Source organism: Micromonospora sp. WMMA1949, from assembly GCF_027460145.1.
Lineage (GTDB): Bacteria > Actinomycetota > Actinomycetes > Mycobacteriales > Micromonosporaceae > Micromonospora.
Window position 1 is genome coordinate 3,035,593 of the sequence record NZ_JAPZBG010000001.1, and the last position, 21,327, is coordinate 3,056,919.

Here is a 21,327-nt window from a genome sequence, read left to right on the forward strand (position 1 = left end):
TCCTCGCGCTCACGGGCCAACCTTAACGACGACGGTTCCGGCGAACTTGTCGTGGAGGCACTGCTGCCAGGGCTTGTCCCAGAGTTGCCAGAAACCGTCGAGGTAGCTGAGGAACGGCACGAACATCCCGCCGGCGAACTCGACGACCCAGCGTTTGCCGAGCATCCCCCGGGTCAGGGTGGTGTCCGGCTGCAGCGGCACGATCCGCAGCTTCATCACCTTCTTGCCCAGCGTCTGCCCGGTCCGGCGGGCGTACTCGACGTGGTAGAGCCAGTAGAAGGCGAGCATCAGCAGCAGGACCCCGAGCTCGGCGGCGAACAGCGGCAGGAGCAAGCCCGTCCAGAGTTCGGCCGGGTCGGGGCCGTTCGGGCCGGCCTGCTCGATCTCGTCGATCATCCGGAAGACGACGAGGAAGAAGACGGGCACGAACAGCACCAGCGTCACCGCCATGGCGACGGCGGTGTCGATCAGGTAGGCGAGCAGCCGGTCACCGAAGCCCGCCAGCGGCTGCCCGTTCGGCGCCACCGGAGGCGGGAGGGGCATCGGGGCGTACCCGGGCGGGGGGTAACCGGGCGGCGGGTAGCCGGGCGGCGCGAAGCCGCCGCCCGCGGGTGGATGTCCGGCGGGCGGCGGCGTCGGGTTCGGAGCAGGCTGGGTCACGCGGACAGTGTTACAGGTTCCCGCGCTTCTCCTGCTCGCGCTCGATCGCCTCGAACAGGGCCTTGAAGTTGCCCTTGCCGAAGCCGAGCGAGCCGTGCCGCTCGATCAGCTCGAAGAAGACGGTGGGGCGGTCCTGCACCGGCTTGGTGAAGATCTGGAGCAGGTAGCCGTCCTCGTCCCGGTCGACCAGGATCTTGCGGGACTGGAGCTCCTCGATCGGCACCCGGACGTTGCCGATGCGGGCGCGCAGCTCCGGGTCCTCGTAGTACGAGTCCGGGGTGTCCAGGAACTCGACGCCCGCCGCCCGCATGGCGTCCACGCTGGCCAGGATGTCGTTGGTGGCCACGGCGATGTGCTGGGCGCCGGGGCCCTGGTAGAACTCCAGGTACTCGTCGATCTGCGACTTCTTGCGGGCCACGGCCGGCTCGTTCAGCGGGAACTTCACCTTGCGGGTGCCGTTGGCGACGACCTTGCTCATCAGCGCCGAGTAGTCGGTGGCGATGTCGTCGCCGATGAACTCGGCCATGTTCGAGAAGCCCATGACCCGCTTGTAGAACTCGACCCACTCGTCCATCCGGCCCAGCTCCACGTTGCCGACCACGTGGTCGACCGCCTGGAAGAACCGCTTCGGCTGGAGGCCGGCGTCGATCATCGGCTGGCGGTCCACGATCGGGCCGCGAGCGACGAAGCCGGGCAGGAACGGGCCGGTGTAGCGGGACCGGTCGACCAGGCTGTGCCGGGTGTCGCCGTACGCGGCGATGGACGCCATCCGCACGGTGCCGTGCTCGTCGCTGACGTCGTGCGGCTCGACCAGGCCGGTCGCGCCCTGCGCCACGGCGTGCGCGTACGCGGCGTCCACGTCCGGCACCTCCAGCGCGATGTCGGAGACACCGTCGCTGTGCTTCGCCACGTGCTCGGCGCCGTCGGCGTCCGGGCGGACCGCGCCGGTCAGCACGAAGCGGGCCGAACCGCTGGTGAGCACGTACTGCGCGTGGTCGCGGTAGCCCTGCTCCGGCCCCCGGTACGCCACGCAGGTCATGCCGAACGCGGTGGAGTAGTAGTGCGCGGCCTGCTTGGCGTTGCCCACCAGGAAGTGGACGTGGTCCATGCCCTTGACCGGGAACGGGTCGCGGGTGATGTCGTGGTCGACTGCGCCGACGAGAGCGTCGACGTCGACCTCCTCGGTCGACTGGGGTCGGTCGATCGCCTGGGTCATGGTGGCCTCCCTCGCGTACCGGCCGGCCTCGTAGGCCGCCGTGGATGTGCTCTTCCGGCGAGGATCTACGGACTGCGGTGAGTTGGGCAACAGTTGGCGTTATTCCTGGTCAGGTTGTGCATTCGGTACCGTCGGACACCATGAACACTGGTCAGGATGTACAGCTCGACGAACTGGACGCCCGCTTGATCGAACTGCTCGCGGAGGAGCCCCGGATCGGCGTGCTGGAGTGCTCCCGGCGCCTCGGTGTCGCCCGGGGCACGGTCCAGGCCCGGCTCGACAAGCTCGTCGGCCGGGGCGTGGTCACCGGGTTCGGGCCGGACATCACGCCCGCCGCGATCGGCTTCGGGGTGACCAGCTTCGTCACGCTGGAGATCAGCCAGCGGCACGGCCACGACCAGGTCACCTCGCACCTGGCCGCGATCCCCGAGGTGCTGGAGGCGCACACCATCACCGGCTCCAGCGACCTGCTCTGCCGGATCGTCGCCCGCTCGAACACCGACCTCCAGCGGGTCATCGACCAGATCGTCGCCTCCGAGGGCATCCGGCGCGCGTCCACCATCATCGCGCTGGCCGAGCAGATCCCGTACCGCACGCTCCCGCTGGTCCGCTCCGCCGCCCGCGGGTAAGGAAGGGCCCCCTGTTAACGCATTCGGAGGTGGAAGGGCCCCTTATTAACACCCCGGACCATGCAAGAAGCGCCGCGACACGCACCGCACGCGGCACGAGGGACCGGTGATCGTCGCTACCGTGTGCGGTGTGAAGGGCCTAGGGATACGCGGCTGGTTGCTGCTCGGGCTCGTCACCGTGGTCGTCCTCGCCGCGACAGGCGTCTGGAACCCGTTCCCGGCGCTCTGGGACTGGGTCGACCGCAGCAAGCCGATCAGCGAGCCGGACGTGGTCTGGCAGCAGCGCGTCGGCGGCACGCCGCGCAGCGTCACCATCGCCGGCGACACCGTGATCGTCGAGCAGCGCACCCGCATCGAGGCGCGCAACCTCGCCGACGGCGGCCAGCTGTGGGAGCGCAAGGCCGACTGGTCGGCGGTCGCGGGCAACGGCCGGGAGTCGGTCGTCGCCGTGGGCAAGCTGCTCGACAAGGGGTACGAGGTGCTCGACCCGGTCAGCGGCGTGACCCGCCGCCGCGACGACCGCGCGATTGCCGTCTGGACCTACCGGAACCTGCTGCTCGACGCGTACTGCGTGCAGGCCACCGACTGCACGCTGCGCGCCTGGGACCCGCGCGGCACCGCTCCGCTGTGGAGCGCGTTCCTGCCCGGCGTGCACAGCGGCGTACTCGCCGACAACCCGGAACTCCTCGGCACCCGGCGGCTCGGCGCCACCCGGATCGACGGCGGGGTGGCCGGGCCGGAGTCCGTCCCGCCGCTGCTCGGCTTCCCGGTCGACGGCCGGGTGCACGTGGTGGACACCGCCACCGGGCGGGTGCTCCAGAACGTCCAGCCGGGCCGGGAGGAGCGGCTCGCCGTGGTCGGCGGGCGGCTGCTGCGGATCGCGGCCACCTCCCGCGACGGGAGCTGCTACTACGCGGTCACCGCGGTGGACCCGGCGACCGGCCAGCAGGTGTGGCGGCGTACCGGGATCAACCTGCGCACCGCCGACTACGCCGGCTGCGTGCAGCGGGAGGATCCGCAGGGCGGTCGCAACGTGATCATCGGGGTCGCCCCGGACGGGCGGGAGGCGGTGCTCGACGGGTACGACGGCCGGCTGCTGCAGGTCGGCGCGGACGGCGAGAAGCTGCTCGCCGTGGACGACCGCTACGCGGTGGTGCGCAGCGCCGACAAGGACTCGCTGCTGGGCCGGGAACTGTCGGCCGACCGGACCCGCTGGACCCGGCCGGCGGGCGGCAAGAGCGGTGCGGCGCTCACTCCGTACGCGGCGGTGATCAGCGAGGAGAAGCCGTCCCGGCTGATCGCGGTCGAGCCGCGGGAGGGCCGGGTGCTGGTCGAGCTGCGGACCTCGGCGAACGCGCTGGCGGTCGGCCCGAACGGCATGATCATCGGCGAGGGGCGGGAGATCGGGTACGTCCGCTGGGGCGCCGGCACGGGCGAGGCGCCGGGGCCGGGCCAGGACGGCGCTCCGGTGGCGCCGGACCCGGACGGAAGCTGGCGGCCGCCGAGCGACCAGGGCAGTTGCGGGCCGAAACGGGAACTCTGCGCTGACGGCAAGTGACACCGGGTGAGAGCGTCGTCCCACGACCCACCTGCGGGTGTCACCGATCGACGGCTCTGCCCTAGGCTTTTCGGTCATGAGCAGTGCCGCCGCCTTCTCGTACGCACCCCTGCTGCCGACCGGTCCCGACCTGACGGAATACCGCCTGGTCACCGACGAGGGCGTGGACGTCGTCAACGGCCCGGGAGGCCGCCGGTTCCTGACTGTGGATCCGGGCGCGCTGACCGCGCTGACGGCCGAGGCGATGCACGACATCGCCCACTTCCTGCGCCCGGCCCACCTGGCTCAGCTCCGCTCGATCATCGACGACCCGGCGGCCTCGCCGAACGACCGCTTCGTCGCGCTCGACCTGCTGCGCAACGCCAACATCGCGGCCGGTGGCGTGCTGCCCATGTGCCAGGACACCGGCACCGCGATCGTGATGGGCAAGCGCGGCCGGCACGTGCTCACCGACGGCACCGACGCGGAGGCGATCTCGCGCGGCGTCTACCAGGCGTACACCCGGCTCAACCTGCGCTACTCCCAGCTCGCCCCGCTGACCATGTGGGACGAGCGGAACACCGGCAGCAACCTGCCCGCCCAGGTGGAGCTGTACGCCGAGGACCCGGACGGCCACGCCGACGCGTACAAGTTCCTGTTCATGGCCAAGGGCGGCGGCTCGGCCAACAAGTCCTACCTCTACCAGGAGACCAAGGCGCTGCTGAACCCGACGCGGATGATGCAGTTCCTGGAGGAGAAGCTGCGGCTCATCGGCACCGCTGCCTGCCCGCCGTACCACCTGGCCATCGTCATCGGCGGCACCTCCGCCGAGTACGCGCTGAAGACCGCGAAGTACGCCTCCGCGAAGTACCTGGACGCGCTGCCCACTGAGGGCTCGATGAGCGCGCACGGCTTCCGTGACCTGGAGCTGGAGGCCGAGGTGCTGGAGCTGACCCGCAACTTCGGCATCGGCGCGCAGTTCGGCGGGCGCTACTTCTGCCACGACGTACGGGTGGTCCGGCTGCCCCGGCACGGCGCCTCCTGTCCGGTGGCGATCGCGGTGTCCTGCTCCGCGGACCGGCAGGCGGTGGCGAAGATCACCCCGTCGGGCGTCTGGCTGGAGCGCCTCGAGACCGACCCGGCCCGCTTCCTGCCCGACGTGACAGACGAGACGCTGGACACCGAGGAGGTGGTCCGCGTCGACCTGAACCGGCCGATGGCCGAGATCCGCGCCGAACTGTCGAAGTACCCGGTGAAGACCCGGCTGTCCCTGACCGGCCCGCTGGTCGTGGCCCGGGACATCGCCCACGCGAAGATCGCCGAGCGGCTGGACGCGGGCGAGCCGATGCCGCAATATCTGCGCGACCACGCGGTCTACTACGCCGGCCCGGCCAAGACCCCCGAGGGCTACGCCTCCGGCTCGTTCGGTCCCACCACCGCGGGCCGGATGGACGCGTACGTGGAGAAGTTCCAGGCGGCCGGCGGCTCGATGGTGATGCTCGCGAAGGGCAACCGGTCCGCCCAGGTCACCCGCTCCTGCCAGGCCCACGGCGGCTTCTACCTCGGCTCGATCGGCGGCCCGGCCGCCCGGCTGGCGCAGGACTGCATCAAGCACGTCGAGGTGCTCGAATACGCCGAGCTGGGCATGGAGGCGGTCTGGAAGATCGAGGTGGAGGACTTCCCCGCCTTCATCGTCGTCGACGACAAGGGCAACGACTTCTTCGCCGAGGTCACCAAGCCGGTGCTCACCGTCGGCCGGCGCTGAGTTCGGACGTACGCGAGGGGCGCCCGGGAGTGAACCCGGGCGCCCCTCGGCGTGTCCGTCGTGCATCGACATCGGTGCGCCTGCCGACCGAGCGGCCGACAGGCGCACCGCCCCCGTCGGATGTCGTCACCGACAACCCGCGACGAGTCTGGGTGCCGTCGCTATCGGATCGCTATCGCCTCGACGAGGCGTTCGGTGACCGTAGGGCTACGCTGCTGGAAGTTGCATGCGGCGGGCGGGGGCGCGGGTGCGGTTCGGGATCTTGGGACCCTTACGGCTTGGCGGTGGCGAAGCCACAGTTACCGCGGGCCGGGACCGGACCGTGCTCGCCATGCTGTTGCTGCGCCCGGGCCGTGTGGTGCCGGTGGAGGACCTGGTCGACGCCGTCTGGGAGGAACGCCCTCCGGCCACCGCGCGGACCCAGCTCCAGATCTGTGTGTCGCGACTGCGGCAGCGGTTCGCGGCGCTCGGGCTGCCGGCTGACACGATCGTCACCGACCCGGCCGGCTACGGCTTGCGGGTGGGGCCGGACGACCTCGACGCGGAGACGTTCGCCCGTACCGTCGAGGCGGCCCGAGCCGAGGCCGCCACCGGCCGGCTGACCGACGCGCGGCACCGCTTCCGGGCCGCCCTGGATCTCTGGCGCGGCCCGGCGCTGGCGGGCATACCCGCCCAGAGTGTGCGGCGGCGAGCCCAGGCGCTCGACGAGCAGCGGCTCGCCGTGCTGGAGGAGTGCGTCGACGTCGAGCTGCGGCTACGCCGAGCGGCGGAGCTGGTCGACGAGCTGACCGAGGCGGTCGACCGCAACCCGCTGCGGGAACGGCTCCGGGGGCAGCTCATGCTGGCCCTCTCGACGGTCGGCCGCCACGCGGACGCGCTTGCCGTCTACCGGGAGGGCCGGCGGATCTACGCCGAGGAACTGGGCATCGAGCCCGGCGCGGCGTTGCAGGAACTGCACCAGCGGCTGCTCGCCGGTGACCTGGCGCTGGGCGGGCCGGAGAGCCGGACCGGCGCCCCGGTGCGGGCGCTGCCACGGGCGATCGGCGACTTCACCGGACGGCGGCAGACCGTGGCCCGGCTGGTGAAGGAGATCGAGGAGGAGGCAATCCGCGTCCAGCTCATCGACGGCATGGCGGGCAGTGGCAAGACGACGCTCGCCGTCCAGGTGGCCGGCGCGGTCGCCGACCGGTTTCCCGACGCGCAACTCTTCATCGACCTGCACGGGCACAGCGAACGCAGCCCGGTGGCCACGACCGCGGCCGTGGCCACCCTGCTCCGGCAGCTCGGCGTACCCCCCGAGCGGGTGCCGGTCGACCTGGCGGACCGGCTGGCGACGTGGCGTTCGGAGCTGGCCGGCCGGCGGGCCGTGGTGGTGCTCGACAACGCCGCCGACGCCGGCCAGGTCGCGCCGTTGCTGCCCAACGGGCCGGACTGCCTGGTGCTGATCACCAGCCGCCGCCGGCTGGTCGGCCTGGACGCGGGCCGGCCGTCCTCGCTGCCGGTGCTCGACAGCGACGAGGCGGTCGAGCTGCTGGCCCGGGTGGCCGGCGTGGAGCGGGTCACCGCCGAGCCCGAGGCGGCGGCGGAGGTGGCCCGGCGCTGCGGTCATCTGCCGCTCGCCCTGCGGCTGGCCGGGGCCCGGCTCGCGCACCGGCCGCGCTGGCGGGTGGCCGATCTGGCCGAGCGGCTGGCCGGGGCGTCCGACCCGCTGGCCGAGCTGGTCGCCGGCGAACGCTCGGTGGCCCGGGCCTTCGCGCTGTCGTACGAGCAGGTGTCACCGGTCGCGCAGCGGGTCTTCCGGCTGCTCGGGCTGCACCCGGGCGTCCACGCCGACAACCGGGTGCCGGCGGTGCTCGCGGAGCTGCCGCTGCCGGCGGCCCAGGACGCGCTCGACGAGCTGGTCGACGCGCACCTCGTCGAGGAGACGGAACCGGGCCGCTACCGGCTGCACGACCTGATCCGGGAGTACGCCCGGATGCTCGGCGCGCAACGCGAGTCGCCCGAGGAGCGGAGGGCGGCGACGGCCCGGCTCCTCGACTTTCACCTGCACGTCGCCGCGATCCTCGTGAAGTCGCTGGAGCCGGTCGTCCTGCACCCCCTGCCGGAGCCGGTGCGGCCCGACCTGGTGGCGGCGGCCACCGGCCTCGGCCGTCAGTGGCTGGAGGAGAACAGGCCGACCATGACGGCGCTCGTCCGGCTGGCCGAGAACGAGGGTTTCCTCCGGCAGTGCTGGCAGCTCGCCCGGGTCGGCTGGGCGATGAACTTCTACGGCGGTCATCTCGACGATCTGGTGGAGACACACCAGATCGGACTGCGTGCCGCCGAGCGTCTGGGTGACGACGAGGCCGTGGCGACGATGCTCAACTATCTGGCTTCGGCGGACTACCGCCGGGGGCGGTTCGCCGAAGCCGTCCGGCGGATGGAGGTGGCGGTCGGCATCTACCGGCGGCTCGGCCGCCCGGACGAGTTGAGCAGGGCGCTCGGCAACCTCGGCACGGCGTACGGAGTCGACGGGCATCCTCGGCTGGCCATCGAGGTGTTCGAGTCGTTGGCGGTGCTCACCCGCCGGCTGGCGGACCCGACCGCGCTGATCAACTGGCTCAACAACCTGTCGTTCACCCTGATCGGGATCGGCCGCTACGACGAGGCCGCGCGGATATGCCGCAACCAGATGGCCCTGGCTCGGCAACGCGGCGACCTGCGGCAGCTCGGCAATGCGATCGGCCACCTCGGCATGGCGCGGCACCGGCGTGGGGAGTGCGGCCCCGCGCTCCGGCTCCTGCGTGCCGCCCTGGGACTCAAGCGCCGGGTGGGCAACCGCTACGGCGAGGGTGAGCTGCTCAACGAGCTGGGCGCGCTGGAGCGCGAGGAGGGCCGGCCGGAGTCGGCCGCCCGGCTGCACTGGGAGGGGCTCGTCGCCATGACCGACGCGGGGGATCTGGTCGGGCAGTGCGCGTCCCGGAACCTGCTGGCCCGGGCGATCCTCGACCAGGGCGACGTCGCCAGCGCGCTGGACCTGCACCGTCGGGTGCTCAGCGACGCCACCCGGCTCAGCGCCCGCTACGAGCAGGCCCGCGCGCTCGACGGCATGGCCCGCTGCCTGCGGCACACCGACGCCGACCAGGCCCGCCGGTACGCCGGCCGCGCGCTGGCGCTGTTCCGCCAGGTCGAGTCGCCGGACGGGCGGGAGACCGAGGAGCTGCTGGCGGAGCTGGGCTGAGGGCCGCGCCACTTTCCCTGCACACCGCCGGGAGGCGCGGCAGGATGGTAGGCGTGACGACTCCAGAGGCGACCGGCTACCGGATCGAACGCGACTCGATGGGCGAGGTGGAGGTGCCCGCCGAGGCGCTGTGGCGGGCGCAGACCCAGCGCGCGGTGCAGAACTTCCCGATCTCGGGGCGCGGGCTGGAACCGGCCCAGATCAAGGCCCTGGCGCAGATCAAGGGGGCGGCAGCCCTGGTCAACGGGGAGCTGGGGGTGATCGACGCGGACGTGGCGCAGGCGATCGCCACCGCCGCCGCGCACGTGGCCGAGGGCGGCTACGACGACCAGTTCCCGGTGGACGTGTTCCAGACCGGCTCCGGCACCTCGTCCAACATGAACACCAACGAGGTGATCGCCACCCTGGCGAGCCGCGAGCTGGGCCGGGACGTGCACCCGAACGACCACGTCAACGCGTCGCAGTCCAGCAACGACGTCTTCCCCACCTCGATCCACCTGGCCGCCACCCAGTTCGTGGTGGAGGATCTGATCCCGTCGCTGAAGCAGCTCGCGGGCGCGCTGGAGGAGAAGGCGGCCGAGTTCGAGACGGTGGTCAAGGCCGGGCGTACCCACCTGATGGACGCCACGCCGGTCACGCTCGGGCAGGAGTTCGGCGGCTACGCCGCGCAGGTCCGCTACGGCGTCGAGCGACTGGAGTCGGCGCTGCCCCGGCTGGCCGAGCTGCCGCTGGGCGGCACCGCCGTCGGCACCGGCATCAACACGCCGCTGGGGTTCGCCGACCGGGTGATCGGCAAGCTGCGGGAGTCGACCGGTCTGCCGCTGACCGAGGCGCGCAACCATTTCGAGGCGCAGGGTGCCCGGGACGCGCTGGTGGAGACGTCCGGCCAGCTCCGTACCATCGCGGTCGGCCTCTACAAGATCGCCAACGACGTGCGCTGGATGGGCTCCGGGCCGCGCGCCGGGCTGCGTGAGCTGCGAATCCCCGACCTCCAGCCCGGGTCGTCGATCATGCCGGGCAAGGTGAACCCGGTGGTGGCCGAGGCGATGCGGCAGGTCTGCGCCCAGGTGGTCGGCAACGACGCGGCGGTGGCGTTCGCCGGGTCGCAGGGCGACTTCGAGCTGAATGTGATGCTGCCGGTGATGGGCCGCAACCTGCTGGAGTCGATCAAGCTGATCGCCGCGTCCAGCCGGCTGTTCGCGGAGCGGCTGGTGGCCGGCCTGGTCGCGGACGCCGAGGTCTGCCTGGCGTACGCGGAGGGCTCGCCGTCGATCGTCACCCCGCTCAACCGCCACCTCGGGTACGACGAGGCCGCCTCGATCGCCAAGGAGGCGCTGGCCAAGCAGGTGTCCATCCGCGAGGTGGTGATCTCGCGGGGTCACGTCGACTCGGGCACGCTCACCGAGACCCAGCTGGACGAGGCGCTGGACCTGCTCCGGATGACCCACCCCTGAGGGCGGCGCCGGTAATTGCCTCGACCCGTCACCGTGCGCGCGGCATGATCCGACCGTGCGTGACGACGGTGGCGTGTTGCTGGAGACCGCGCGGCTGACGCTGCGCCGGTTCACGACGGACGATGTGGACCGGCTGGTGGCGCTGGACGCCGACCCGGAGGTCATGCGCTTCCTGACGGGCGGCGTGCCGACCCCGGCCGGGACGTTCCGGGACGAGGTGCTGCCCCGGGTGCTCGCGCAGTACGACAGGTTCCCCGGGCTCGGCCGCTGGGCGACGCTCGACCGGTTCACCGGCGAGTTCCTCGGCTGGCACTCGCTCGACCCGTCCGACGACGGCGCCGAGGCGGAACTGGGCTACCGGCTGCGCCGCGCGACGTGGGGGCACGGGCTGGCCACCGAGGGCGCGCGGGCGCTGGTGCGCCACGCGTTCGACACGGTCGGCGTCCGCCGGGTGTGGGCGCAGACGATGGCGGTGAACGACCGTTCCCGTGCGGTCATGGCCCGCGCGGGGTTGCGCTACGTCCGCACGTTTCACCTGGCCTTCGACGACCCGATCCCGGGTACGGAGCACGGCGAGGTGGAGTACGAACTGCGCCGCGACGCCTGGCCCGCGATCCGTCAGGAGTGGGACGCGGCGGCCCTGCGGGCCCGGTAGGCGCTCACCGCGGCCCGGTTGCCGCAACCGGCGTCGCAGAACCGGCGGGACCGGTTCCGGGACAGGTCGACCAGCACGTTGTCGCAGTCGGGGTGGTCGCAGTGCCGCAGCCGGCTCAGTTCGCCCATCCGGACCAGGTCGGCCATCGCCATCGCGGCTTCGACAGCCATCCGGGTCGCCAGCGGTGCGTCCTGTGGTACGGCGTGCACGTGGTACGGCTCGTCGTCGTGCCGGACGAGTTGCGGCAGGGCGTGCGACTCGCGCAGCAGTCCGTTGACGATCGCCACCACCTCGTCGATGTCGGCGTACCAGATGCGGCGCAGCCGGGGCCGCAGCGCGCGGACCTGGCGCAGTTCGGTCTCGGAGTGCTCGTGTCGGCCGCTCCACCCGTGCATGGTGAAGAAGCCGTCGAGGGCGGTCACGTCGGGCAGCCCCTCCCGGCCGTTGCCGGCGGTGTTCACCAGCGCGGCGGCGGCGACGAGCGCGCATTCGGTGTCATGAGCAAAAAGCAACTTGACTCCTGTCAGGGGCTCCGCCTAGCGTCATCAGCATAACCTTCCTTCACTCATGACCGGGAGATGCCGATGCGGGAACGGTCAAGCGTCGGGCTCGGCCTGGCACTGCTGTCCGCGATCACGTTCGCCACCTCGGGCACCTTTGCCCGTCCGCTGATCACCGGTGAGTGGTCGGCGGTCGCTGTGGTGATCGCCCGGGTCGGCATCGCCGCCCTGGTGCTCGCCGTCCCAGCGGTGCTGGCACTGCGCGGCAGGTGGGCGGTGCTGCGCCGCAACGCGGGCACCGTCGTGCTGTTCGGGCTGCTCGGCGTGGCCACGGCGCAGGCGTGCTTCTTCAACGCGGTCCGCTACCTTCCGGTCGGCGTGGCGCTGCTGCTGGAATACCTCGGCATCGTGCTCGTGGTCGGATGGATGTGGCTGGTCCACGGGCAGCGCCCCCGGCTGCTCACCGTGGCCGGCTCGGTCACCGCCCTGTGTGGACTGGGACTCGTCCTCGACCTCACCGGCGCCGCGCGACTGGACCCGGTGGGCGTGCTGTGGGGCCTGGGCGCGGGCGTCGGGCTGGCCGGTTACTTCGTCATCGCCGGCCGGATCGACGCGGGCCTGCCCTCGGTGGTGATGGCCAGCGGCGGCATGGCCGTCGGCGCGCTGGTGCTGCTCCTGCTCGGCGGCCTGGGAGCGCTGCCGCTCGCGGCCGGCACCGCCGACGTCACCTTCGGCGGGCACCGGGTGAGCTGGCTGGTGCCGATCGCCGGGCTGTCGCTCATCGCCGCAGTGATCGCGTACCTTTCCGGGGTCGCCGGCACCCGGCTGCTCGGTGCGCGGCTGTCCTCCTTCGTGGGGCTGACCGAGGTGATGTTCGCGGTGCTGATCGCCTGGCTGGTGCTCGACGAACTGCCCAGCCTGATCCAGCTGGCCGGCGGCGTGCTCATCCTCGGCGGCGTCGCGCTGGTCCGGGCGGACGAACTGCGGGGCACACCGTCGGCGCCTTCGCCAGCCGAGCCGGTGCTGGCAGGCGACCGATGAGCGAGCCGCGTGGCGCTGTCGTCTTCGACGCGGACGAGACACTCGTCGACCTGCGCCCGGCGGTCACCGGTGCCCTCGTCGCCGTACTGGAGGAGATGCGGCGGCGGACGCCGGCGGCGGCCGGGGTGGTGCTCGCGGACCTGGAGGGGGACTGGGGTGCCGTCTTCGGCGCGCTCAGCGCCGCCCCGGTGCAGGAGATCCGGCGGGCCGCGCTGGCCCGCTCGCTGGCCCGGGCCGGGCTGGAGGCGGACCTGGACGAGTTCGCGGCGTTGTTCTTCGCCCGCCGGTACGCGCTGAGCCGGCCCTTCCCCGACGCGCTGCCCGCGCTGGCGGCGCTGCGCCCGCACCACCTGCTGGGCTTCGCCACGAACGGCAACAGCCGCGCCGAACGCTGCGGCCTCGCCGGGCAGTTCGCCTTCGAGCTGTACGCGCACGAGGGTGGCCTGCCCAAGAAACCGGCGCCGGAGTTCTTCGCGGCGGTGGTGGCGGCGACCGGGCTGCCCGCCGCGCGCATCGTCCACGTGGGCGACTCGCCGGCACACGACGTGGCCGCCGCCCAGCGGGCCGGGCTGCGCGCGGTCTGGCTCAACCGGGCCGGGCTGCCCCGCCCGCGCGGCCTCGAACCGGATGCCGAGGTGTCCACCCTGGCCGGACTGTCCACGGTGCTCGACACCTTGACAAACGCGAATGCCTAGTTGAGGCCGATAACGGACGTCGATCTGGCGGAACCGGCTCCCGTGATGTGGGATGACACCACGTCCCTCAACGAGAGGATCTGATGTGGTGAGCAAGCGCTTCACCGTCGGCGCGGTCGCGGCTGCGGCCTCGCTGGCACTCACGGTGACCGGCCTGAGCATCCCGGCGAACGCCGCGCCGTCGGAGTTCCGGACCTTCACCGTGCTGGCCGAGAGCGGCGTCTCCAGCGACGCCGCGGTCGCCGCGATCACCGCCGCCGGCGGCAAGGTCGTCGCCCGCACCGACGACGTCGGCCTGTTCCAGGTCACCAGCGACCGGGCGGACTTCGCCAGCCGGGCCACCGCAGCGGGCGCGCTCGTCGGCGCGGCCGAGGAGAAGGCGATCGGCCGCAAGCCGAAGCTGGACCGGGTCGAGCAGGAGCACCTGCTGGCCGCCGCGGCGACCAAGGGCAAGGCCGCCAAGGGCAACGGCAAGAAGATGGACCCGCTCGACGACAAGCTCTGGGGTCTGGACATGATCCGGGCCGACAAGGCCCGCAAGATCGAGCCGGGCGACCGCCGGGTCACCGTCGGCATCCTGGACACCGGCGTCGACGCCAGCCAGCCCGACCTTGCGCCGAACTTCAACTGGGCGCTGTCGCGCAACTTCGCCCCGGACATCCCCGAGGTCGACGGCCCGTGCGAGGTGGCGAGCTGCCTCGACCCGGTCGGCACCGACGACGGCGGACACGGCACGCACGTGGCCGGCACCATCGGCGCCGCCGCGAACGGCTTCGGCCTCTCCGGCGTGGCCCCGAACGTCTCCCTGGTCGAGCTGAAGGGTGGCCAGGACAGCGGCTACTTCTTCCTCAACCCGGTGGTGAACGCCCTGGTGCACGCGGGCCGGTCCGGGCTGGACGTGGTGAACATGTCCTTCTACGTCGACCCGTGGCTCTACAACTGCACCGCCAACCCGGCCGACTCGCCGGAGGCGCAGGCCGAGCAGCGCACCGTCATCGAGGCCATGAAGCGGGCGCTCAACTTCGCGCACCGCAAGGGCGTCACGCTCGTCGGCTCGCTCGGCAACAACCACGAGGACCTGGGCGCGCCGCGCACCGACGTGAGCAGCCCGGACTACGGCGCGGACCCGTACCCGCGCCCGATCGACAACGCGACCTGCTGGGACCTGCCGGTCGAGGGTCCGCACGTGATCGGCGTGTCGGCGGTCGGCCCATCCGGCAAGAAGTCCGACTACTCGAACTACGGCACCGAGCAGATCTCGGTGGCGGCGCCGGGTGGCTGGTTCCGCGACGGCTTCGGCACCGACACGTACCGCACCGACGCCAACATGATCCTCTCCACGTACCCGAAGAAGGTGCTGCAGGAGGAGGGGTCGGTCGACGAGAACGGCAACATCGTCGCCGGCTTCGAGAACTCGGTGTTCAAGCAGTGCACCGCCAAGGATGAGTGTGGCTACTACACCTACCTGCAGGGCACCTCGATGGCATCGCCGCACGTCTCGGGCGTGGCGGCGCTGATCGTCAGCAAGCACGGCAAGAAGGAGGGCCGCAACGGCTACGGCATGGCGCCGAACCTGGTCGAGCAGCACCTCTACCGGACGGCGGCCGAGCACGCCTGCCCGGAGCCGCGGCTGCAGAGCTACACCAACGAGGGCCGGGACGCCGAGTTCGACGCGTACTGCGCGGGCTCGCTGAACTTCAACGGCTTCTACGGCTACGGCATCGTCGACGCCTACGCCGCCGTGAAGACCCCGGTCAAGCCGAACATCCGGCCGTAACGAGCGTTTCTCCGAGGTGGCGGTGTCCGGTGGTCCCGACGCCGCCACCTCGGCGTTCCGGCCCGCTTCACGGCCGCCACCCCCGGGCCACCAGTGCGGCGCGGATCTCCCGGACCAGGACGGGGAACTCCTTGCGCAGACGGCGGCCGGTCACGTGCAGCACCAGCCAGCCGGCCGCGACGAGCTGGTTGAGCCGCCGCCGGTCGAGGTGCGTCCGGTCCGCGTCGGCGTGCCATTGACCGTCGTACTCGACGGCGACCCGGAACTCCGGCCAGGCCAGGTCGGGGTGCAGGATCAGCCCGGTCGACACCCGCACCGGATACTGGGCCACCGCGCGAGGCAGGCCGGCGAGGACGAGACGGACCCGCAGGTGGGACTCGGGCGGGGACTGGGCCAGCCCGTCGGTCAGGCCGAACACCCAGGCCGCCCGCCGCCCACCGGGGCGGGATGCGTTCCGGGCCGCCTCGCTCGCCAGCGCCGACCGGTTCACCGAGCCGGTACGCAGCAGCCCGTCGATGATGCCGACCGCCTCCACCGGATCGGCCCAGACCGCAGTCTCCCAGGCGCAGGCGGCCGGCTCGGTGCGTGGCGGAGGCCCGGTCAGGATCATCGCCGCGCCGGGAGGCGACTCCGCGAACGGGTTCGATGCGGCGGCGGAAGCCGCCGAGACGGTCCGGCCGTGCGGTCCGGGCCCCCTCGCGGCGCTGCCGACGGGGACCAGAAGACCGCTGCGTGTGCTCGACATCGGGGCGTGGTGCACCCGGACACCCGGCTGCGAGTCGGCCCGGACCGTGGCCGGCAGGAGCACGTGCACGTCGTCGGTGAAGCCCGCGGCGTGCTCGACCCCGTGCAGGTAGGCAGCCGACGGACCGGCTATGGCCGCGCCGGGTGGCAGGCGCAGCAGCGCCGCGCGGCAGGCGAGCGCGTGGTCGCGGTCTAGTCGCGCGTCGGCGTAGACGTCCTGCCGGAGCCGGATCCAGGAGGCGCCGCGTAGATGATGCCGGGACAGCAGCCCGCGCCGGATCGCTTCCGAGCCCCGGAAGACCTGCCAGGCCAACTCCGGCGGTCGATGAGGATGAGGTGGCATGGGACGAGCGTGGCGGCGCACGGGTCGAGATCGGTACCCCTGTGGACAGCCGCCACCGTGCCGTCCTCCGCGCCCTGTGGACAACCCCCGCACGGCCCTGTCCGCGTGCTATAGACCCTCGGCCTGTCCATGATCGGCTCCAGCTCGGGGAGGTGGTGGTGTCCGGGGCGTGTTGATGCAGCCACTTCGCCGAGCTGACGTCGGGGCCGGTCAGGAGAGCGCGGCGGCAACCGCCTCGGCGGCTGCGGTGACCTGGGCGCCGACGTCCGCCACGTCGAGCGGGGTCAGCGACACCACCCCGACGCTGCCCTCCAGACCCGGTACGCCGAGCACCGGCGCCGCCACCCCGTACGCGCCCGACTGAAGCTCACCGCTGGTGCTCACCGGCCCCGGATCACCGGCCCGCCCGGCGAGCACCGCCCGGCCGGCGGCCCCGCGTTCCAGCGGATGCCGGGTCCCCGTCCGATACGCCACGTGGAAGGACGTCCAGCTCGGCTCGACCACAGCGAGCGCGACACCCTCGCCGCCCTCGACCACCGTCAGGTGGGCGGTCGCACCGGTGCCCTCGGCGAGCCGGCGCAGCGCCGGCAGCGCACCCTCGGCCAGCAGCGGCTGGGCGCGGCGGGCCAGGTGCAGCACGCCCACGCCGATGCGCAGGCGGCCCTCACCGTCGCGCCGCAGCATCCCGTGGCCGGTCAGCGCGCCGACCAGCCGGTAGACGGCCGCCCGGCCGATGCCCAGCCGGTGCGCCGCCTCGGTGACCGTCAGCCCGCCCGGCGCGTCCGCGACCAGGTGCAGCAGCCGCAGGCCCCGGTCCAGGGTCTGTGCCGTCTCTCCCGCGCGCGCCGCCGTGTCCACAGCACGCAGCGTACGACCCGGCTCCGGCCAACCCGGAAATGTGCGGACGGCTACCCTTGGGAGGTGACGCTACGCCTGTATGACACCGCCACCCGATCGGTGCGGGACTTCGTCCCGCGGGAAGCCGGCAAGGTGGGGGTCTACCTGTGTGGTCTCACGCTCCAGGCCCCGCCGCACATCGGCCACCTTCGCTCCGGCGTCAACTACGACGTGCTGCGCCGCTGGCTGCTCGACAAGGGCTTCGAGGTCACGTTCATCCGCAACCTGACCGACATCGACGACAAGGTCCTGGCCAAGGCGATGGAGCAGGACCGGCCGTTCTGGTCGATCGCGTACACGAACGAGCAGATCCTCGCCGCCTCCTACCGGGCGCTCAACGTGCTCCCGCCGACGTACGAGCCGCGGGCCACCGGGCACATCCCGGAGATGCACGAGCTGATCGCCCGGTTGATCGAGACCGGTCACGCCTACCCGGCCACCGACGGCTCCGGCGACGTCTACTTCGACGTGGCCTCCTGGCCGGCGTACGGCTCGCTGTCCGGCCAGTCCCCGGCGGACATGCAACCGGCCGGTGACGCCCCCGACCGGGGCAAGCGGGACCCGCGAGACTTCGCGCTGTGGAAGGGCGTCAAGCCGGGCGAGCCGGCCGACGCCTCCTGGCCGTCGCCGTGGGGTCGTGGCCGGCCCGGCTGGCACATCGAGTGCTCGGCCATGTGCTGGCGCTACCTGGGCCCCGAGTTCGACATCCACGGCGGCGGGCTCGACCTGACGTTCCCGCACCACGAGAACGAGATCGCCCAGTCCCAGGCCGCCGACCTGCCGTTCGCGCGCTACTGGGTGCACCACGGCCTGCTCGGCATCGGCGGCACCAAGATGGGCAAGTCGCTCGGCAACACGCTCGACCTCGACTACGTGGCGTCGCTCGGGGTCCGCCCGGTGGAGCTGCGCTACTACTACGTCGCCGCGCACTACCGGTCCCGCATCGACTACTCGGAGGACGCGCTGCGCGAGGCCGCCGTGGCGTACCGGCGGATCGAAGGCTTCGTGCAGCGGGCGGCCGAGCGGGTCGGCGGCGGCCGGCCCGGCGGCCTGCCGGCCGGTTTCACCGCCGCGATGGACGACGACCTCAACACCTCGGCGGCGCTGGCGGCGCTGCACGAGGTGGTCCGTGACGGCAACACCGCGCTGACCGCCGGGGACGATGTGACCGTCCGCACGACGCTCGCCGCCACCCGGGCGATGCTGGATATCCTCGGCGTCGACCCCCTGGACCCGGCCTGGACCGGCGGCGGCCGCGCGGACGACCTGCGCGGCGTGGTGGACTCCCTGATCGCGCTGGCCCTGGAGCAGCGCGCGCAGGCCCGCGGCCGCAAGGACTGGGCCGCCGCCGACGCCGTACGCGACCAGCTCAAGCAGGCAGGCGTGGTCGTCGAGGACACCCCCCAGGGCCCGCGTTGGACTATTGGAGAGCAGGACTGATGGCCGGCAACTCGCAGCGCCGTGGCCGGCGACTGACGCCGAAGGCGGGTGCCCCCAAGGGCACCGGTGGCAAGAACAAGGACTCGCTCGCCGGGCGGGGCCGCACTCTGCCCGCCGACGAGCGGCCGTGGCACAAGGCGTACTCGGGCACGGAGAAGCTGCCCCAGCGCACCGCCTGGAAGCAGGACAAGGAGCGCCGCGCCGCCGCCGAGGAGGGCCGCGCGCCCAAGATCGGCCAGCCCGGCACGAAGGACACCACCTGGGGCAAGGGCGGTGGCCGGGGCACGCCCACGACCAAGGGCCGGGGCGGCAAGCCGGCCGCCGGCCGGGGCGGTCCCCGGGTCGCGCCGGGCCGTAAGGCCAACCCGGCGAAGGACAGCCCGGAACTGCTCGTCGGACGCAACCCGGTGCTGGAGGCGTTGCGCACGCAGGTGCCCGCGACCGCCCTCTACACCGCGCACGGCATCGACATCGACGACCGGGTCAAGGAGATCGTCCGCACCGCCGCCGACCGGGGGATCGCGATCCTCGAGGTCAGCCGTGCCGAGCTGGACCGGATGACCGGCGGCGTGCTGCACCAGGGCGTCGGTCTCCAGGTGCCGCCGTTCGCCTACGAGCCCTTCGACGACCTGGTCGCCGCCGCGCTGGAACAGGCCGCCCCGCTGCTCGTCGCGCTGGACGGCGTCACCGACCCGCGCAACCTCGGCGCGGTCATCCGGTCGGCCGCCGCGTTCGGCGCGCAGGGTGTCTTCGTACCCGAACGGCGTGCCGCCGGGATCACCGCGACCGCTTGGCGGACCAGCGCCGGCGCGGCCGCGCGCGTGCCCGTCGCCCAGGTCACCAATCTGACCCGGTCGCTCAAGGCGTGCAAGGAGGCCGGCTTCGTCGTGGTCGGCCTGGACGCCGACGGGCAGACCGACCTGTACGACCTGGAAGCAGCCGTCGGCCCGCTCGTCGTGGTGGTCGGCTCGGAGGGGCGCGGGCTGTCCCGCCTGGTCGGGGAGACCTGCGACCTGACCGTCAGCATCCCGATGGTCTCCGACGTGGAGTCGCTCAACGCCAGCGTCGCCGCCGCGGTCACGCTTGCCGAGGTCGCCCGCCGCCGGTCCGTCGAGGTCTGATCGAGAGTACGAAGAAGGGGCGGTCCGCCGTGGCGGGCCGCCCCTTCTCGCGTACGTACGTCAGATCCGCTGGCCGGTGGCGGAGTGGAAGACGTGGCTGCGACCGGTACGCGGCTTGACGAACACGGTGTCACCCATGTTCGGCATGCTGCGCCGGTCGGTGCGGACCACGAACCGCTCGTTGTGGCCCTCCAGCGCGGCGTGGCCGTAGACGTTGGCGTCCGAGCCGAGGTCCTCGACCAGCTCGACCACGACCGGCATGCCGCCCTCGGACGGGCTGACCAGGTCGCAGTCCTCCGGCCGGAAGCCGACGGTGACCTTGCCGTCGCCGCCCTCGGCGCTGGCCGCCTGGACCTGCTCGCGGGTCAGCGGCACGATCATCTCGGCGAACGCGCCGCCCTGCTCGGTCAGCTTCACCGTCTTGATGTTCATGGCGGGGGAGCCCATGAAGCCGGCGACGAAGACGTTGGCCGGGGTGTCGTAGAGCGCCCGCGGGGTGTCCACCTGCTGGAGCACGCCGTCGAGCATGACCGCCACCCGGTGACCCATGGTCATGGCCTCGACCTGGTCGTGCGTGACGTAGACGGTGGTGACGCCCAGCTTCGCCTGCAGCGAGGCGATCTGGGTACGGGTCTGCACGCGGAGCTTGGCGTCGAGGTTCGACAGCGGCTCGTCCATGAGGAAGACCTGCGGCTCACGGACGATCGCGCGGCCCATGGCGACACGCTGGCGCTGACCGCCGGAGAGCGCCTTCGGCTTGCGGCTGAGGAACTCCTCCAGCTGGAGCAGCCCGGCCGCCTCCTTGACCCGCCGGTCGATCTCCGACTTCGAGGTCTTGCGCAGCTTGAGCGCGAACGCCATGTTCTCGTACACCGTCATGTGCGGGTAGAGGGCGTAGTTCTGGAAGACCATCGCGATGTCGCGGGCCTTCGGCGGGAGGTGGGTGACGTCCCGGTCGTCGATGTAGATCGCGCCGTCGTCGACGTCCTCCAGGCCGGCGAGCATCCGGAGGCTGGTGGACTTACCGCAGCCGGACGGGCCGACCAGGACGAGGAACTCCCCGTCACCGATCTGGAGGTCGAGCTGGTTGACGGCGGGGCGCTCGGTGCCCGGATAGATCCGGGACGCCTTCGCGTAGGTGACCGTAGCCATGATGGAGCGCTTCCTTTCACCGGCAGGAACGTGCCGGACGATCCGAGTGAAGGAGCGACCGGCGCCCAAGGCACCGGCCAACGGGGTCGTCGCTCAGGCAGCCGAGGCCGGCCGGAGTGTCGTCCGTGTCACTGCACGGTAAACGGCTTTCGCGATCGTGCCAAGACGTGGCGCTCGGGATGGGATGGACGGCATACACATAACGGTCAGTCGGGCACTGCGAGGCATCAATCTCCCGGTTGGGAGCGTGACCAGGTGATGATCCATCGGCCGCGCCGGTCGGGATGCCGACGTTTTCCGTGCTCGGGAGCCCTGCGAGGCGGGATTTCCGGGGGCAAGTCGCTATGCTGAGCGCGACGCACGCGCCCCTGTAGCTCAGCTGGCCAGAGCACTCGCCTTGTAAGCGAGATGTCGCCGGTTCGATCCCGGCCGGGGGCTCCACTTCCATCAGGCGTTTCGCGGCGGTGGCCGCCGCGAGACG

The 21,327-nt window shown here is 72.2% G+C and carries 17 protein-coding genes and 1 tRNA gene; 12 read left to right on the top strand and 6 right to left on the bottom strand.

Annotation, left to right across the window (positions count from 1 at the left end):
* Positions 1–9: 9 nt before the first annotated feature.
* Complete coding sequence (locus O7607_RS14345; RefSeq protein WP_269703703.1) at positions 10–660, bottom strand: RDD family protein; 651 nt, start codon at positions 658–660, stop codon at positions 10–12.
* 10 nt (positions 661–670) lie between these two features.
* Positions 671–1,876, bottom strand: a complete 1,206-nt coding sequence (hppD, locus tag O7607_RS14350) for a 4-hydroxyphenylpyruvate dioxygenase (RefSeq protein WP_013288921.1) — start codon at positions 1,874–1,876, stop codon at positions 671–673.
* Between the two features lie 140 nt (positions 1,877–2,016).
* Here hppD and O7607_RS14355 point away from each other — a divergent pair, with 140 nt between their 5' ends.
* The 6 genes from O7607_RS14355 to O7607_RS14380 all read left to right on the top strand — a co-directional run bounded on the left by O7607_RS14355 (position 2,017) and on the right by O7607_RS14380 (position 11,136).
* Positions 2,017–2,505 carry an Lrp/AsnC family transcriptional regulator gene (locus tag O7607_RS14355; RefSeq protein ID WP_269703705.1) on the top strand — a complete coding sequence of 163 codons (489 nt, stop codon included), beginning with the start codon at positions 2,017–2,019 and terminating at the stop codon, positions 2,503–2,505.
* 157 nt (positions 2,506–2,662) lie between these two features.
* A complete protein-coding gene (locus O7607_RS14360; protein ID WP_433496217.1) occupies positions 2,663–4,063 on the top strand; it encodes an outer membrane protein assembly factor BamB family protein in 1,401 nt (466 codons plus the stop codon).
* A gap of 76 nt (positions 4,064–4,139) precedes the next feature.
* On the top strand, positions 4,140–5,807 hold the full coding sequence (locus O7607_RS14365; RefSeq protein ID WP_269703707.1) for a fumarate hydratase: 1,668 nt from the start codon (positions 4,140–4,142) through the stop codon (positions 5,805–5,807).
* A gap of 247 nt (positions 5,808–6,054) precedes the next feature.
* The gene (locus tag O7607_RS14370; RefSeq protein WP_269703709.1) at positions 6,055–9,027 is read left to right on the top strand and encodes an AfsR/SARP family transcriptional regulator; all 2,973 of its coding nucleotides are present in this window, start codon (positions 6,055–6,057) and stop codon (positions 9,025–9,027) included.
* 44 nt (positions 9,028–9,071) lie between these two features.
* Positions 9,072–10,481: a class II fumarate hydratase gene (locus O7607_RS14375; protein WP_269703711.1), complete on the top strand. Its 1,410-nt coding sequence runs from the start codon at positions 9,072–9,074 to the stop codon at positions 10,479–10,481.
* Positions 10,482–10,536: 55 nt separating this feature from the next.
* Positions 10,537–11,136 carry a GNAT family N-acetyltransferase gene (locus O7607_RS14380; RefSeq protein ID WP_269703714.1) on the top strand — a complete coding sequence of 200 codons (600 nt, stop codon included), beginning with the start codon at positions 10,537–10,539 and terminating at the stop codon, positions 11,134–11,136.
* Here the strand turns inward: O7607_RS14380 and O7607_RS14385 are convergent.
* Positions 11,100–11,648, bottom strand: coding sequence for a CGNR zinc finger domain-containing protein (locus O7607_RS14385; protein WP_269703716.1), 549 nt, complete (start codon positions 11,646–11,648; stop codon positions 11,100–11,102). The genes O7607_RS14380 and O7607_RS14385 overlap by 37 nt on opposite strands.
* Before the next feature lie 66 nt (positions 11,649–11,714).
* Between O7607_RS14385 and O7607_RS14390 the strand changes: the two genes are divergently transcribed.
* The 3 genes from O7607_RS14390 to O7607_RS14400 all read left to right on the top strand — a co-directional run bounded on the left by O7607_RS14390 (position 11,715) and on the right by O7607_RS14400 (position 15,149).
* On the top strand, positions 11,715–12,677 hold the full coding sequence (locus O7607_RS14390) for an EamA family transporter (protein WP_442929484.1): 963 nt from the start codon (positions 11,715–11,717) through the stop codon (positions 12,675–12,677).
* Positions 12,674–13,372, top strand: coding sequence for an HAD family hydrolase (locus O7607_RS14395; RefSeq protein ID WP_269703720.1), 699 nt, complete (start codon positions 12,674–12,676; stop codon positions 13,370–13,372). Before O7607_RS14390 ends, O7607_RS14395 begins: the two co-directional genes overlap by 4 nt.
* A gap of 88 nt (positions 13,373–13,460) precedes the next feature.
* On the top strand, positions 13,461–15,149 hold the full coding sequence (locus O7607_RS14400; RefSeq protein ID WP_269703722.1) for a S8 family serine peptidase: 1,689 nt from the start codon (positions 13,461–13,463) through the stop codon (positions 15,147–15,149).
* Positions 15,150–15,216: 67 nt separating this feature from the next.
* Here the strand turns inward: O7607_RS14400 and O7607_RS14405 are convergent, their stop codons facing one another.
* Entirely contained in the window at positions 15,217–16,236 is a 1,020-nt protein-coding gene (locus O7607_RS14405) for a hypothetical protein (protein WP_269703723.1), read from the bottom strand.
* A gap of 210 nt (positions 16,237–16,446) precedes the next feature.
* Positions 16,447–17,094, bottom strand: a complete 648-nt coding sequence (locus O7607_RS14410; protein WP_269703724.1) for an IclR family transcriptional regulator — start codon at positions 17,092–17,094, stop codon at positions 16,447–16,449.
* Positions 17,095–17,157: 63 nt separating this feature from the next.
* Here O7607_RS14410 and cysS point away from each other — a divergent pair, with 63 nt between their 5' ends.
* A complete protein-coding gene (cysS, locus tag O7607_RS14415) occupies positions 17,158–18,573 on the top strand; it encodes a cysteine--tRNA ligase (RefSeq protein ID WP_269703725.1) in 1,416 nt (471 codons plus the stop codon).
* A complete protein-coding gene (gene rlmB / locus O7607_RS14420) occupies positions 18,573–19,694 on the top strand; it encodes a 23S rRNA (guanosine(2251)-2'-O)-methyltransferase RlmB (protein ID WP_269703726.1) in 1,122 nt (373 codons plus the stop codon). The genes cysS and rlmB overlap by 1 nt, the downstream gene beginning before the upstream one ends.
* A gap of 60 nt (positions 19,695–19,754) precedes the next feature.
* Here rlmB and O7607_RS14425 read toward each other — a convergent pair whose 3' ends face one another.
* On the bottom strand, positions 19,755–20,846 hold the full coding sequence (locus O7607_RS14425; protein ID WP_043327950.1) for an ABC transporter ATP-binding protein: 1,092 nt from the start codon (positions 20,844–20,846) through the stop codon (positions 19,755–19,757).
* Positions 20,847–21,210: 364 nt separating this feature from the next.
* Here O7607_RS14425 and O7607_RS14430 point away from each other — a divergent pair.
* Positions 21,211–21,287 (top strand) — tRNA-Thr (locus O7607_RS14430).
* The last annotated feature ends 40 nt before the right edge of the window (positions 21,288–21,327 follow it).

What these genes read in the sequence shown, in the direction of transcription:
- hppD (WP_013288921.1), bottom strand. Translation starts at nt 1,876, where the DNA reads ATGACCCAGGCGATCGACCGACCCCAGTCGACCGAGGAGGTCGACGTC.
- O7607_RS14355 (WP_269703705.1), top strand. Translation starts at nt 2,017, where the DNA reads ATGAACACTGGTCAGGATGTACAGCTCGACGAACTGGACGCCCGCTTG.
- O7607_RS14365 (WP_269703707.1), top strand. Translation starts at nt 4,140, where the DNA reads ATGAGCAGTGCCGCCGCCTTCTCGTACGCACCCCTGCTGCCGACCGGT.
- O7607_RS14375 (WP_269703711.1), top strand. Translation starts at nt 9,072, where the DNA reads ATGGTAGGCGTGACGACTCCAGAGGCGACCGGCTACCGGATCGAACGC.
- O7607_RS14390 (WP_442929484.1), top strand. Translation starts at nt 11,715, where the DNA reads ATGCCGATGCGGGAACGGTCAAGCGTCGGGCTCGGCCTGGCACTGCTG.
- O7607_RS14395 (WP_269703720.1), top strand. Translation starts at nt 12,674, where the DNA reads ATGAGCGAGCCGCGTGGCGCTGTCGTCTTCGACGCGGACGAGACACTC.
- O7607_RS14405 (WP_269703723.1), bottom strand. Translation starts at nt 16,236, where the DNA reads ATGCCACCTCATCCTCATCGACCGCCGGAGTTGGCCTGGCAGGTCTTC.
- rlmB (WP_269703726.1), top strand. Translation starts at nt 18,573, where the DNA reads ATGGCCGGCAACTCGCAGCGCCGTGGCCGGCGACTGACGCCGAAGGCG.
- O7607_RS14425 (WP_043327950.1), bottom strand. Translation starts at nt 20,846, where the DNA reads ATGGCTACGGTCACCTACGCGAAGGCGTCCCGGATCTATCCGGGCACC.